A 14,246-nucleotide genomic window follows, 5' to 3' on the forward strand; every position below is an offset into this window, starting at 1 on the left:
TATGAACCATCTGATTTGAGGTAATACCAGGCTTGGTAATAGTTATCGTATACCCACTCGTTCTCAGCCATTCTTCCATCTGATTTGAGGTAGTAAGCACCCTGCCAAGTATTTGTTACTGGTTTTCCATTTTTAGAAAAATAGTACCAAGACCCATTTTGACGAACCCAGCCACTCACAGTTGCTACACTAGAAGTAGGCTCTTCACTCTTTGATGCTACACTATCAGATGACACATTATTGTTAGCTTGAGATGCACTCGTCTTTTTCTCTTTTAACACTCCTTTTGGTGCATTCTTAGATTCACAGGCTATCCCATCATGGTCCTTATCTAGGGTAGCAGAATACCCTGGTTCTCCCTTATGAATATCTGCATAACCATTCTCCCAAGCTTCCTTACAGCTTGAAAAATGGATACTTTCATCTGCCACAACTGGATGTAAAAACAAAGCTAGAGCAGGTAAAGAAGCTAGACCAAGTTTTAATAAATAACGTTTGTTCATGATTTCCTCCTAAAATTATAAAATTAATCTTGATATTATTTTATCAAACTTATTTCAGCAATTCAAGAAAACTTCTAGTTATTTCTGCAAACTCTTTTGGTTTTGCCCTATTCAAGATATGAGGGCCGTCAGGGATAATCTGGAACTGGGAATTTTGCATCAGTTCTTGAATAGCTTTCATTGAACTGAGATTAGGCTTATCCTGACTACCACAAATTAACAAGCTTGGATAGGGACAATTCCTTGCAATCTCTCTTAAATCAAGTGTCTTTAATTCCTCAGAAACTCCAACCATAAGAGCCTTATCTGCTCCCTGTTTCTCAAATATCCTTTTGGGAAGCAATTTAAATATCAGCAACTGAATATAAAAAGGAATGTTACCCGCTAGTTTCAGTGGACAGCCTGACAAAACCAAGGCCTGAAGATTTGATATATCAGAACTTGAAAGCTCCAATGCAAGTGCAGCCCCTAAGGACAAACCGATTAAGACAAAAGGTTCTGTCTCCTCTGACAAGTGCTGATAAATGCGCTCCTTAGCTTCTTGGTAGGTAGCAACTCCGGAAGGGAATAACTCTAGGTCTTCAGAGGGATAATCTGCAAGAAAATCCTGAACTTCTTTCCAACTATATGCTGACTGTCCTAAACCGTGTAAAAATATTAGTTTCATTTAGTCCTCCTTTACTGACAACTCATACAAGCCTCTCACTGCATTACAGCCATAGATGACTTCTGCTTGCTTCAAATCTTCTATGGTTAAGACCCTCTCTTCCAGCTGCCCGATTTCAAGTAAATGCTGGCGATAAATTCCTGGTAAAAGACCTAGCTGACTAGGAGGTGTATAGAGCTTGCCATCCATTTTTAAGACCAGATTCCCAATAGAGGTTTCAAGTAATTTTCCATCAGCAGTGTGATAGATGATTTCCTGCTCTCCCACTGTCAAATGTGGTCGGTGTGTCGTCTTAAAGTAGGTAAAGGCCTGCTCCAAATCAGCTTCTTGCTGACAAAGCTTGGCCTGACAAAAACTAGAGCTAAGCGTTGTCAATACTTGTCGTTCAATTTCAATCTCTCCAGATTTGCTGAGACTGATTCGTATCCGATAATCTTGATGGACGCCACAAGACTGGTACTCCTTCTCTATTTTTTGTTTCAAAACTTCTTGGTCAAATGGAAAGGCAAAATAACGACTAGCCTTTTTCAATCTTTCTAGATGTTGCTTTTCAAAGAGCAATTTTTTCTGGCTGATTTTCCCTGTCGTAATCAATTTAAAACGAGGTTGTTTTCGGTAAAGAACAGCTGCCTTTTGATGGACTTCACGGTATTCTGACTCCCAAGTACTATCCCAAGTGATGCCACCTCCGACACCATAGATAGCTTGCCCTCCATGCAGTTGAATAGTTCGAATAGCTACATTGAAAATCCGTCGTCCATTGGGAAGTAGGAGGCCAACAGTTCCACAGTAAACTCCTCTAGCTTGTGGTTCCAAGTTTTTGATAATTTCCATGGTCGCTATCTTGGGAGCTCCTGTGATGGAGCCACATGGAAAGAGCGAACGGAAGATTTCTACTAGATCAACATCCGGTCGTAACTGACTCTTGATAGTCGAAGTCATCTGCCACACTGTAGAATACTGCTCTACTTGGCATAAATGCTCCACATGCTCACTACCAACCTCAGAAATACGATTCATATCATTTCGCAAGAGGTCTACTATCATCATGTTTTCTGAACGATTTTTGGGATCCTGTTCCAGCCAAGTGGCCTCTTTCAAGTCTTCATCGTCAGTCAGACCACGTTTAGTCGTCCCCTTCATAGGACGAGTCGTCAACTCACGACCATTTTGCTCAAAAAAGAGTTCTGGACTCATGGAAATCACTGCCATATCATCATGCTCTACGTAAGCATTATATCCCGCTTCCTGCTCCACCACCATACGATTATAGATAGCAAAAGGATTTGTAGACAACTCCTGCTTGAGTTGGACAGTATAATTGACCTGATAGGTATCTCCTTGTCTTAAATGATGGTGAATTTGCGTAATCGCCATTTCATAGGCCTCTGGAGATGTTACTTCCTGCCAGTCTGATGGCAAATCCACCTCCTCATAAGTCAGAGGGATACTGGATTTTTCTACACTATCATGAATAGTGAAATAGAGGAGATACTCTCCTAACAAGGGACCCTCGTGAACCGCTAACTTCTCATCAAAAGCAGGTGCAGCCTCATAGCTGACATAACCCACCACATAATAGCCCTGTTCTTGGTAGCTTTCCACTTGTGCCAGTAAGTCTGTCACTTCTGCTAAATCTCTGGTTTTTAACTCTTTGATAGGCTTGGTAAAGGTGTATCTCTCGCCCAAAGCCCTAAAATCAATCACTGTTTTTCTATGCATATCCTAAGTATACCATAAAAGCCAGACCCCAAACAGGAGATCTGGCTTTTTAACTAATATGGTTGAGAAAACTTACTCAACATAATCCAACAAATAACCATAACCTTTTTCTTCCATTTGATCCTTCGGAATAAAGCGGATGGATAGACTATTGATACAATAGCGTAGACCTCCCTTGTCCTGAGGTCCGTCTGTAAAGACATGTCCTAAGTGGGAATCACCAGTTCGGCTTCTGACTTCTGTTCTGACCATATTATAAGACTTGTCTTCCTTGTAGGTCGCAACATCTGGACTGATAGGCTGGGTAAAACTTGGCCAACCACAGCCCGATTCAAATTTATCTTTCGAAGAAAAGAGAGGTTCACCTGTTGCTACATCCACATAAATACCTGCTTCAAATTTATCCCAGTAACGATTTGAAAAGGCCCGTTCTGTTTGACTATTTTGAGTCACTGCATATTCCTCAGGAGAGAGGAGTTTTTTCAATTCATCGTCACTCGGTTTTGGATATTTACTCGCATCAATAACAGGATAGGCTGCTTGATTGACATTGATATGGCAATATCCATTTGGATTTTTCTGGAGATAATCTTGGTGGTAGTCTTCAGCCACGATAAAATTACTTAAGGCTTCCTTTTCAACCGCTAGAGGTTGCTCGTATTTCTTAGAAACTTGATCAAAGACTTGATTGATGACTTCTAGGTCCTGCTCGTCCTTATAGTAGACTCCTGTTCTGTACTGAGTTCCCACATCATTTCCCTGCTTATTCTTACTGATTGGATTGATAATGCGGAAATAATGGAGCAAGATTTCTTTTAGAGAAATTTGATTGGCATCGTAGGTCACATGAACAGTCTCAGCATGGCCTGTTTGGCCGATCAATTCATACTGGGTTGTTTCTCCTCTGCCATTCGCATAGCCAGAAACAGCATCTGTCACACCTGCTACTCTTGAAAAATACTCTTCAACTCCCCAGAAACAGCCTCCCGCTAGATAGATTTCATGTAAGTCAGCATCTTTACTTGGCTCAGTTTTTTTCGTGACTTTTTGCCCTTGACTAACTGCTGCCTTCTCAATTTGAGAGGTATCGGTGTAGCTAGCGCTTCTTCTTTCCAAAAGAAACAAAATTCCGATGATGATGCAAATGATCACTCCAATTAAGAGTATTGTTTTTAATTTATCATTCATAATAATCCTCTAATTCATAGTCTTTAAATTCTCTAAAATAGTTTCCTTGTCCATAAAGCCTGGCTGGGTCTTAACTAGTTTACCTTCTTTATCAATAAAGGCCTGAGTCGGATAAGAACGAACTCCGTAACTCGCTAAAAGTTGTCCCGAAGGGTCTAGAAGGACAGGGAGATTTTTATAGTCCAATCCTTGATACCATTTTTGGAAGGCTTCTTCTGCTTGTTCCCCTTTTTGACCAGGAGAAATCACTGTCAAGATGATATAGTCATCACTTTCTTCTTTAGCCAGCTCATCTGTATCAGGGAGGCTGGCTAGACAAATAGAGCACCAAGATGCCCAAAATTTGAGATAGACTTTTTTGCCTTTGTAATCTGATAGACGATAAGTTTTACCATCAACTCCAGTGAGCTCAAAGTCTGGAACTTCTTCCCCTTGTTTTGCCATTTGAGAGCTAACTTGCCCTTGTTTGTCTCCACTCTGATTATCAGCCTGGTTTGCTGACTGATTTTTACAAGCCGATAGACAAAGCAAACTAGCACAGACCAATACAGATGTTTGCCATTTTTTCATCTTCATCACCTTTCTCGTTCATCATATGAATATAGATATTGTATTATATCTCTATTATATAACTAGCGGACTAAAAATACTTGAAATCTGCTTGGAAAATAAGGCATCTTTTCTTGCACAAAAAACTCCCACCTGCTAAGCAGGTGAGAGTCAATTGATTATTTAAAGATAGAAGTTTTAAAGCTATCTGTTTGTTGAAGAAGTTTCTTAAAGAGTTTTTCTTTAAGTGATACGGTGTTGTCAAATTTGACAGAACCATTACTTAGAGTGGTCTTATCTTTATCAACTGCTTCAGCAAATGCACGCTTCAAGTCTTCATAGCTATTGTATGTTTTACCATCGATTTCAATAGATTGAATTCCATTTTTAGCGTTATTCACTACTTCTTCGAAGTAAGCTTTCTTCCAATCTTCGAGATTGTTGAATTTTCCTTCAGAAATCTTGTTAATGATGAAGTCATCACCTAGAGTATCTTTACCAGCTTTTTTAGATTCAGCTTTTAGCATGTTAGAAGCATAGTTTAGTAAGCCTTTTTCGTAGCCATAGTAACCCCAGATTCTAAAAGTATTATGTTTGAATGACATAGCTCCAGGAGCACCTTCACTGGTATTACCACCATAGATACCGGTCATCATTGGAACATTCACATAAGCAGAATCAAAGTCAGATGGATTATAAACTCTATTACCTGGACCACGATTGGTCATAAAGTTGTTGGTAATGAGATCATTTACTGTATGTAAAGGAATAGCTTTTTCCTCATCACTTAAAGGTCGAACCTTGTCGAATTGGTTCTTGGTGTTATTTCCTCGGTATTGCTTATCGACCTTCTTGAACCAAGCATTGTTTAAATCTTGATTTGCTTTATTGAGGACAGCTTCTCCTTCAAGATAATCTAGAAGCATGAGAGTGTCATTATATCCCTTCATGTAACGATCAATTTCGTCACGTGATTTAAGGTCATTTGGATTGGTGTTATACCATTGATTTCCATCGTTTGGACGTTCATAAGCCATGTTGAGACCTAGGGCTTTGTACTCACCATTTGGATTTGATACTGACGGAGTTTGTAACATTCCTTGAGCAAATGCTTCAAGATCCGTTCCTTCACGGTGTCTTGAGCCACCTAGGTATACCATTCGGTCATTGACGTGAGTTGTTTCATGAGTAAAGGCAGATACCCCAAAATCACTAATCATGTCCGTCACCATAAAGAAGACAGAATCATCCTTATATGGATTCGCATAAACGCGAGCCACAGCTCCCATACGCCAATCAGTCGCATGGTAACGGTCTGTAGGTCCATACAATTCACGGATAGGCGCCACATCTTTACCACTGTTTGTATGGCCATAACGATCAGTACTAATGCCTTTATAATTCTGGTTGTCCAGTACAGGTGTTGGAACCATATTATTGCTCTTCAAGAGCTGATTACGTACTTTATCTAGAGATAGACGTGACCAGAAATCTAGGTAATTCTGTTGTCCTTTAGCAACCTTATCAATTTCAGCTTTGAAGGCATTACGCTCTGCTTCAGTGTTCTTACCATACTTTTCAAATGAACTGTAGGCCATGGTATTATATGTTGAAATCAAGAACATATGGGCATCTTTTAAGTTCAAGAGTGGTAAAATCATCTTGCCATGCATATCGTTATTTAAGCCTTCGTAAGCTCTATGTTTCTTATCAGCAAAATCAGGATTTGTTGTTTTTGGTTCCACGATATAGACATTATCTTTAGTTGCTTTTATAAACCAATCATTCAAGTCTGTATCTTTTGTAAAGAGCTCCATGTTATATTTCAGGAAGTCATTTAGGTTGCCAGAAAGAGTATTTTTAGCAACTACTTCACGGAAGGCATCGTGTGTACGAGTTCCTTTGACATAATCTTCTTTTGAACCAATTTCAATCAAACGGTCTAATACACTTACATTCTTACCATAGAAGTCTGGCTTGAACAACATGAGTTGCTTGATATTGAAATCATCAAACTTCACTCCGTAATAACGGTTAAGGTAAGATAGGCCAAGGAGAACCGCTGCCTTGTTATCATCAATTTTCTTGATCAAAGCACGTTTAGCAGCTTCATCTGTGTTTAATTGATGATCCTCATTTTCAACCAACTGTTTCACAAATTTAGTAAGATTATCCTTAACTTCTTTGAAGGTCTCTTCAAGATAAAGGTTCTTAATAGCATTAACTTTGTTTGGACCAGTTCTACCAAGGTGCGTGTAGATTGGGTCAGATTGTAATTCCACAGGACTCAATTTTTCAACAATAGCATTGATGAGATCACTACGGTCCTTGTCAACCATATTCGGAGTATAAAAAACTTCACCAAGTTCTGCAATACCGTACTCTTTCACTTGTTTCACTTTTGAATCTTTAGGTGAAATGGTAAAGATATCTTTTGTCTTATCTGCATAGTGGATCATAATATGATCAGCATCAGCTAATTCCGTAACAAAGGTATTGCCTTTCATAGCAGTTACAGACAATACTTCTTTAGTCAAGAGAGGACTTCCTGCAGCTAATTTATTACCTTGGTCTACAATCCACTCTTTATTATAGAAAGGTTGAAGTTTTGCAATATTACGGTAAGCTAGCTCACGAGTTGCATCATAACTATCAATTGCTTTGTACTGATCGTCTTTGTTTAGACTGTTATTAAGCTTGTCTTCAATAGGTTTGCTGCTGGTAAATTTATCAGCAGTGATCCCCATTGCTTTAATTTTCTTCTCGGCTTCTTCCAGTGAGATACTTGGAATTTTACGTGAATTGTTAAAGGATTTTTTACCTTCACTCACGTCATCAACACTATAATTACGTTTGGTTCTTGAATATGTGAAGTAGTCGTCAGCATCAATATCTGAATGACCAAACACCATCTCACCTGTTTTGACTTTCATCATAGTGATGTTGTCTTCAATAGTACCTAAGGCCCAGTTAGTACCCAGCAATCCACCAGACTGAACGGCTTCTTTCAGTTCGATAGAACCTTTAGCAACTGAATTTCTTAGGACCCCTTCTGAACCGACCGTGTAGTTATTAGCACCATTTTGAGACGAATAGACTAGTCCTGCAGCTTTTGCTTTATTACCAGTGATCTCAGCATCAACGTATGCTTTCTCAACAACACCCTTCCAGTTTTCACCAAGAATACCAGCTAAATAGCCTCCTCTATTGCCAGCAGCGTGAAGTTTACCGATAAAGGCGACATTACTTACTTTTCCACTACCATCAATTTTATTGATAATACCAGCTACATCATTGTTACCAACAACACTTCCGGTTGCTTTGACATTTTCAATAGTTGCATTGTTTTTGATAACACCTGCGATTGGAGCTACTCGATCAACTCCAGGCATATCAATATTGACATTTTCCAGTAAGAGATCCTTAACAGAACCACCTTCAATGTTTCCAAATAATGGTCTAGTGATATTATGAATAGCAAATTTATTACCATCAGTACTTCCTAATGAACCTTTAAAGGCATTGGTTACATAAGATTTGCCAGCCGGTGGTACATTATTAGCATTCATATTGCTACCAAGCTTAAAGGTACCAGTAGGATTTGCTTGCATAGCTTTTACAAGTTCATAAAAGTCGTAATACACATCACCTTCATGAGCTTTTGGTTTAGGCAAATAGTGTACATACTCTTCAGTGAAACGATTTTCTGCAGTACGTTGAATCAAATCTGGTGCTTTTGCAGTTACCTTGTATAGTTTATCTCCATCTACAGTAACTTCTTCGATTTTATCAACAGCTAGTTTCGTAACCTTGTTATCGTAAGTCGTAACTTTTAAGTAGTATGGCTTAACATTCGATGGTTTCTCGGACAAGAGACTAGTATCAGTCTCATTACCTTGGTCATCCACACTGATTAAGCTTGTTTCCTTAATATTTTTGACTTCAACTTTTTTAAGGTCGATTCTCAATGGTTCTTCCTTAAGAACTTCTTCCTCGTCACCATTACCACGATCATACACCATGGTCGTTGCAAGTGTATAATCCTTGTAATAATCTAAATCAGCTAAAGCTGTCGCAAGATTAGACTCTGAAATAGCAAATGTCTTAATAACTTGATCGCCTTTTTTCAACACTGCTTGAATAGATTTGATAGTCACTCCATCTGGTTTTTTAAGGCTATAAGTTGCATTTGCACTTCGATTCAATTCTTCTGTATCAACTTTAGTTAATGTTAGAGTAGGTTTTTCTAATTCCTTAGTACCTTTTTTGATAATGTGGTCTTGTGCCTGTTCAAGAACTTCTTCTGAAACAGTAGGTGCATCTGCAGTTTTCACACCCTTGATAGTCTTGTAGACTTTAGTAATTTTCTTCTTACCATTCTTACCAACCTGAGCAACTGTTTCAGTTCCCTTGAGTAGACTAGAATCTTGTTCCGTTATCGTTTTAAAAGGAACTTCTTCAACAGAAACTTCTTCGGTTTGGCCTTCAATTGCTTTGGTTCCGCGACTGATTTTTTCAGCTACAGGAGCTTTAACAACTTCCGTACTAGTGGTGATAGCTTCGCCAACTTTCTCCCCATCTACAGTTTTATAGACACGATGTATGAGTTGACTACCAACTTCACCCTTTTGAACAACACTTTCTTCGTCTGTATAGCGATTAGAATCCGATAGGTATTCTGTAGAATATGGAATTGTAACAGTTTCTGTTTCAGTCACAGTTGACTCAGTCACATTGTATTCTGGCAAGCTCGGTTGAATGAGAGGTTCACCTTCGTGTCCTTCTTCTTGAGTGCCCTTAGCTGTTACTTCATCTGTATAGGCTGGGAGTTTCGGTTGGATTAGAGATTCGCCTACATGACCTTCTTCCTGAGTACCCTTGGCTGTTACTTCTCCTGTATAGGCTGGGAGTTCAGGTTGGATTGGAGATTCACCTACATGACCTTCTTCTTGAGTTCCTTTATCAGTTACTTCTCCTGTATAGGCTGGAAGTTCTTCCTGAACAAGAGATTCGCCTACATGACCTTCTTCTTGAGTGCCCTTGGCTGTTACTTCTCCTGTATAGGCTGGTAATTCCGGTTGGATTGGAGATTCGCCTACATGACCTTCTTCTTGAGTACCCTTAGCTGTACTATTCTCTGGTTGGGCTGGAGACTCTGGTTTGACAGGGGATTCACCAATAGGAGCTTCTTCTTGGGTGCTCTCTGTTGTTTCTTCACTTGTATGAACAGGAGGTTCTGGCTGAACGAGAGATTCGCTTCCTTGAGTTTCTCCCTGTGTTGCTGTAGTTGTAGTCTCTTCGCTGTAGGTTGGAAGCTCTGGTTGAACAAGTGATTCGCCTTCACGAGCTTCTTGTGTCACTTTATCTGTAATCAAGTTATTGCCTTGATTATTTTCAGGCATTGAAACCTTCAAATCAGCTTCTTTGAAGTAACCAATGTAGTCATATCCATCAATCTGAATAACTCCGTTGGCTAAATCTTCTTGACTACAAGCAGAAATTGTTTGGTTATAAGATAAAAGAATTTGATTTTCAAAAGCTTGAATAGTCTGAGGAATGAAGTAGCTACCTCCAAGTGCACCAATAAAAAGAATACCTGCTATCTTATTAGGTCGCTTCTTAGAGAACACTAGTACAGCTAATGCAGCTGTCGCAAAGCCAAAACCAACGAGACCTAGCTCTTTACTTCCAGTTTTTGGTAATTCCTGAGAAATAGTGGCTTTCCTTCGGTAAACAAGATAAACAACATCATCTTGTTTTAAATCAGAAGGAAGTTCCTTATGAATAAGGGCCTTTTCAGCTTCTGTTAGCTCTTGCTCTGCTAAATAACGATAGTGTACCTGATTTGGCTCACAAACTTCATTAGCCACTACTGGATCAAGCAAGAGGTTGTTAGCACCGAAAAGTACGGCTCCGATAACAGCAGAACCGACTCCAACAGAGAACTTTCTAATAGAATATTTTATAACCTTTTCAATATGTTTCTTTTCCATTTTACAATTTCCTAATAGCATCTTGTGGGTATTGGGCACGCGCCCCTCCAATAAGCTTGGGACGATTAGCGAGGGCAGTTACGTGGGCTTGGCCGATTGATCTCAAAACTGGACGTATCGGTACTTGAACATGTTTGATATGCATCCCAATAGCCGTATCTCCAATATCGAGTCCTGCATCAGCTTTGATAAATTCGACCTCAACTGGGTCTTTCATATAGCGAAAGGCCGCCAATTGCCCTGATCCTCCAGCGTTCAGTGTCGGAAGAACACTAACAATCTCAAGATTGTATTTGATTGCAACCTCTCGTTCTACTACCAAGGCCCGATTGACATGTTCACATCCCTGAACTGCTAGGTGGATTCCTCTAGCTGATAAGATTTCTAAGATTCTTTTAACAATTAATTCTCCAATTTCTTGACTAGAGGCTTTCCCGATGTGTCCTCCTATCACCTCACTGGAAGATAAGCCCAAAACAAAGAGAGCTCCCTCATGGAGAGAAGCTTTTGCTAATACATCTTCTAGGATTTCCTCTACCTCTTTTTGTAATTGTCCTTGGTCCATACTTTACCTCACTTACTCCTTTCTATGATATCGTTTTTTCATCATTTTAGCAAGCTAGGGACATAGTCCACGTTCTGTTGACTCATCTATTTTATAACCAAAAAAGACAGAGAATGTCCATCTCTGTCTCATTTATAATTCTATTTATACTTTTTGGAGTCCTTGGACGGCATCGTGATTGATGATGATTTGACCGTATTCTTGGAGGACTGAACGGCTGATATCACTATCATCTGCAAATTCACGCATGCGAGCCAATAACCAAGCTGGATAAAGACTTGGATGATCTTCTACATCAACCAAGACTGTTAGATAGTATTGGTCGTTCATTTTGTAAAGTTCTGAAGTCTCCATTTGGTAATCAACTGTTTTCGCAAAAGAAACCAAACTAGTTAAGTCGTCAAAGCGTAGGATGTAGTAGATATAAGGTTCTCTTTTCCCTTCATCCACCTCAGCAATTTCATCAATCGCCGCTTCTTCCTCTTTTTCAACCTGCTCTAGAGATTGGATAGCTTCAATGTCTTCTTTAGTTTTCTCTGCCATGGTTTTTTCCAATGTTTTCAAGAACTCATCTGGAGACATTTTTGCTAGTTCATCCATGTCGGGAAGGTCTGCCAAATCCTCAAAATCCAAATTTTGGTCAATCTTAGACTTGGTCACAAAGACATCGACCTTATCAGGTTTAGGTGTCACTCGGAAACTAAGCATACCTGTATCCAAAAAGCTGTCTGGCATTTCTAACTCATCCAAAATAGCATAGAAAAACTCTTCTGTTTTTTCTTGTGGAACGAGAAAGTCTGCGATTTCCATTCCACGATCCATCAAATCTTCTAAAGACATCGTGATTTTTAAAGTTGTATCACTGATTTGTTTCATTTTCATAGTTCGTAACCTCATACTTTCAGTTCTATCTATTATACAAGATTTAAATGATTTTATCAAAAGAATGGCGTTGGAATGTGATATAATACTAGTATCTATTTTAGAATGTAAGAAAGAAAGTTTCATGAAAAATATAAAAGTTAATGCTTTGGCTAGCTTGCTGGTCAATATTTTAAACATCGTTTTTCCCCTGATTACTAATCCCTATCTAACACGGATTCTTAGTAAATCAAATTACGGCTACTTTAACACAGCTAACACCTGGGCGAGCTTTGTCATTCCACTAGCTGCCTTTGGGATTTACAATTATGGAATTCGAGCAATTAGTAAAGTAAAGGATGACAAAAATAAGATTAATTATGTCTTTTCTAAGTTGTTCTATATTTCGCTCATTACTTCAGTTGTAACAACAGCTATCTATTTCCTCTTTATTTATTTTGATACTAGTATTGTCAATCTAAAAATTCTTTACTATATCCTTGGAATCCAAGCCCTCTTCCAATTTCTGAATATCGAATGGATGAATGAAGCCTATGAGAATTATTCTTTTATCCTTTATAAAACACTCGTGATTCGTATTGGAATGTTAGTCGCTATCTTCGCTTTCGTTAGGACACCTGATGATATTGTTCCTTATGCTACAATCATGAGTGCAACAACCATTATCAACTATCTACTCAGCTTCCTATGGATTAAACGAGAAGTTTCCTTTGTCAAGATCGAAGTTATTGAACTCATCAAAGCATCTAAGCCTCTTCTAACCATGTTGCTTCTAGCAAATGCCAATATGCTCTACACCTTGCTAGACCGTATGTTCATTACCAAAGGACCTGATGAGAATTACATCTCCTACTACACTATTGCTTCAAGTATTGTTATGCTGATTGCTAGTGTCCTGAGTGGAGCTATCAATGTCAGCATTCCTCGACTTGGTTACTACTTAGGAAAAAAAGATTTTCATTCTTATAAGTATCTGGTCAACCAAGGTGCATCTCTCTTTTTCTTCCTCATGATTCCGACTAGTATCGGAATCATGGTTTTAGGAACCTATGCGACTGTTATTTACTCTTCTGAGAAATATATAGAAGCAGGAATTGTAACAAGCGTCTTTGCCTTTCGAACCATTATCTGGGCTATCGAATTAATCCTTGGAAAGCAAATTATCTTTATCAATGACCATGAAAACCGATTAACAGCTTTCTACTTTATGGGGGGCGGTGTCAATGTCATCCTAAACTCTCTACTCCTTTTCAACAACATCTTTACTCCTGCCTACTACATCGGGACAACGATTATTGCTGAGGCAATTGTGGTTCTACTTGAAATCCGCTTTATTCAGAAACATAAACTCTTGGATTTGAAAGAAATTTTTGGAACATTAGCTCGCTACACAATTGTGTCACTAGGCTTTATTCCAATTTACTATATCTGTAAAATTCTCTTCCAAGTTCATTCATACACAGTGAATATGGCTATGCTCAGCATGGTGGCATCTACAATTGCCGGATGTGCAATCTATTATGCTTTCGCTCTCTTTATCATTAAGGATAAAACCCTTCACTATGCACTAGATCTAGTTCGTGCAAAAATCAAACGAAGTTAACAAAACACCTATAAAGCTTAAGCTTTATAGGTGTTTTTATTGTAGAAAAAATTAATTAAAAATCAGTTAGAAACTTAATTCTATTCTTAGCTCGCTTGTGTTTTAGGTTCAGTAGATTAATTTTTTTCCTCAGATGTAACAGATAAGCTTTCTGTTTGTTGAGTTCTCTCAACTTCTGTTGTTTCGAAAATATGCCCCTGACTTCTTGCCACAGTTTGTTCCTGAGTTGTTTCCTCGGTTGTAACAGTCGTCCAAATTCCATCTGCATTGAGCTTGTACCCGTCAGGACTTGTTCCATTTCTTAGGAGAGAACCATTTGTTTGGAAATAGTACCAGTTACCATTCAGTTGTTTCCAGCCAGTTTCCATGGCACCACTTGCATTGAGGTAATAGCGTGCCCCATTTATCTCTTGAAGGCCTGTTTGCATGATACCATCCTTATCTAGATAGTACCAAAGTCCATTTTCTTTGAGCCAACCTGTCTTCATCGCTCCACTATTTGTAAAGAATCTGTATGAGTCATCGAACCACTTCCAGCCCGTTTGCATAGCTCCACTTGCATTTAGATAATAGC

General features: G+C 38.9%; 9 protein-coding genes and 1 pseudogene. 1 reads left to right on the forward strand and 9 read right to left on the reverse strand.

Annotated elements, in window-relative coordinates; genetic code table 11:
* From HMPREF2957_RS09395 to mecA, 8 genes are all read right to left on the reverse strand, one after another.
* Positions 1 to 503 (reverse strand): excalibur calcium-binding domain-containing protein (locus tag HMPREF2957_RS09395; protein WP_261674147.1); only part of this gene is annotated, 503 nt, incomplete at its 3' end.
* Between the two features lie 49 nt (positions 504 to 552).
* On the reverse strand, positions 553 to 1,170 hold the full coding sequence (locus tag HMPREF2957_RS05635) for an alpha/beta fold hydrolase (protein ID WP_070678018.1): 618 nt from the start codon (positions 1,168 to 1,170) through the stop codon (positions 553 to 555).
* Positions 1,171 to 2,892, reverse strand: coding sequence for an aminodeoxychorismate synthase component I (gene pabB, locus HMPREF2957_RS05640; RefSeq protein WP_070678020.1), 1,722 nt, complete (start codon positions 2,890 to 2,892; stop codon positions 1,171 to 1,173).
* A 72-nt stretch (positions 2,893 to 2,964) separates the two neighbouring features.
* Positions 2,965 to 4,080: a peptide-methionine (R)-S-oxide reductase MsrB gene (gene msrB, locus HMPREF2957_RS05645; protein WP_070678022.1), complete on the reverse strand. Its 1,116-nt coding sequence runs from the start codon at positions 4,078 to 4,080 to the stop codon at positions 2,965 to 2,967.
* A 9-nt stretch (positions 4,081 to 4,089) separates the two neighbouring features.
* Positions 4,090 to 4,650 (reverse strand): TlpA family protein disulfide reductase, encoded by a 561-nt coding sequence (locus HMPREF2957_RS05650; protein WP_070678041.1) that lies wholly within the window; start codon positions 4,648 to 4,650, stop codon positions 4,090 to 4,092.
* Positions 4,651 to 4,808: 158 nt separating this feature from the next.
* Entirely contained in the window at positions 4,809 to 10,622 is a 5,814-nt protein-coding gene (locus HMPREF2957_RS05655) for a ZmpA/ZmpB/ZmpC family metallo-endopeptidase (RefSeq protein ID WP_070678024.1), read from the reverse strand.
* Position 10,623: 1 nt separating this feature from the next.
* Complete coding sequence (locus HMPREF2957_RS05660) at positions 10,624 to 11,187, reverse strand: TIGR01440 family protein (RefSeq protein WP_070678025.1); 564 nt, start codon at positions 11,185 to 11,187, stop codon at positions 10,624 to 10,626.
* A gap of 144 nt (positions 11,188 to 11,331) precedes the next feature.
* Positions 11,332 to 12,069 carry an adaptor protein MecA gene (mecA, locus tag HMPREF2957_RS05665; RefSeq protein WP_070678029.1) on the reverse strand — a complete coding sequence of 246 codons (738 nt, stop codon included), beginning with the start codon at positions 12,067 to 12,069 and terminating at the stop codon, positions 11,332 to 11,334.
* A gap of 124 nt (positions 12,070 to 12,193) precedes the next feature.
* Between mecA and HMPREF2957_RS05670 the strand changes: the two genes are divergently transcribed.
* Complete coding sequence (locus HMPREF2957_RS05670) at positions 12,194 to 13,672, forward strand: oligosaccharide flippase family protein (protein ID WP_070678031.1); 1,479 nt, start codon at positions 12,194 to 12,196, stop codon at positions 13,670 to 13,672.
* A 116-nt stretch (positions 13,673 to 13,788) separates the two neighbouring features.
* Here the strand turns inward: HMPREF2957_RS05670 and HMPREF2957_RS05675 are convergent.
* Positions 13,789 to 14,246: pseudogene (locus HMPREF2957_RS05675) on the reverse strand (N-acetylmuramoyl-L-alanine amidase family protein); the annotation flags it as partial.

This window comes from Streptococcus sp. HMSC062D07 (assembly GCF_001814215.1).
GTDB lineage: Bacteria > Bacillota > Bacilli > Lactobacillales > Streptococcaceae > Streptococcus > Streptococcus infantis_I.

Bases quoted from the DNA above. Each gene is read 5' to 3' on its own strand.
- mecA (WP_070678029.1), bottom strand. From the start codon at position 12,069: ATGAAAATGAAACAAATCAGTGATACAACTTTAAAAATCACGATGTCT.
- HMPREF2957_RS05635 (WP_070678018.1), bottom strand. From the start codon at position 1,170: ATGAAACTAATATTTTTACACGGTTTAGGACAGTCAGCATATAGTTGG.
- HMPREF2957_RS05660 (WP_070678025.1), bottom strand. From the start codon at position 11,187: ATGGACCAAGGACAATTACAAAAAGAGGTAGAGGAAATCCTAGAAGAT.
- HMPREF2957_RS05670 (WP_070678031.1), top strand. From the start codon at position 12,194: ATGAAAAATATAAAAGTTAATGCTTTGGCTAGCTTGCTGGTCAATATT.
- HMPREF2957_RS05650 (WP_070678041.1), bottom strand. From the start codon at position 4,650: ATGAAAAAATGGCAAACATCTGTATTGGTCTGTGCTAGTTTGCTTTGT.
- msrB (WP_070678022.1), bottom strand. From the start codon at position 4,080: ATGAATGATAAATTAAAAACAATACTCTTAATTGGAGTGATCATTTGC.
- pabB (WP_070678020.1), bottom strand. From the start codon at position 2,892: ATGCATAGAAAAACAGTGATTGATTTTAGGGCTTTGGGCGAGAGATAC.
- HMPREF2957_RS05655 (WP_070678024.1), bottom strand. From the start codon at position 10,622: ATGGAAAAGAAACATATTGAAAAGGTTATAAAATATTCTATTAGAAAG.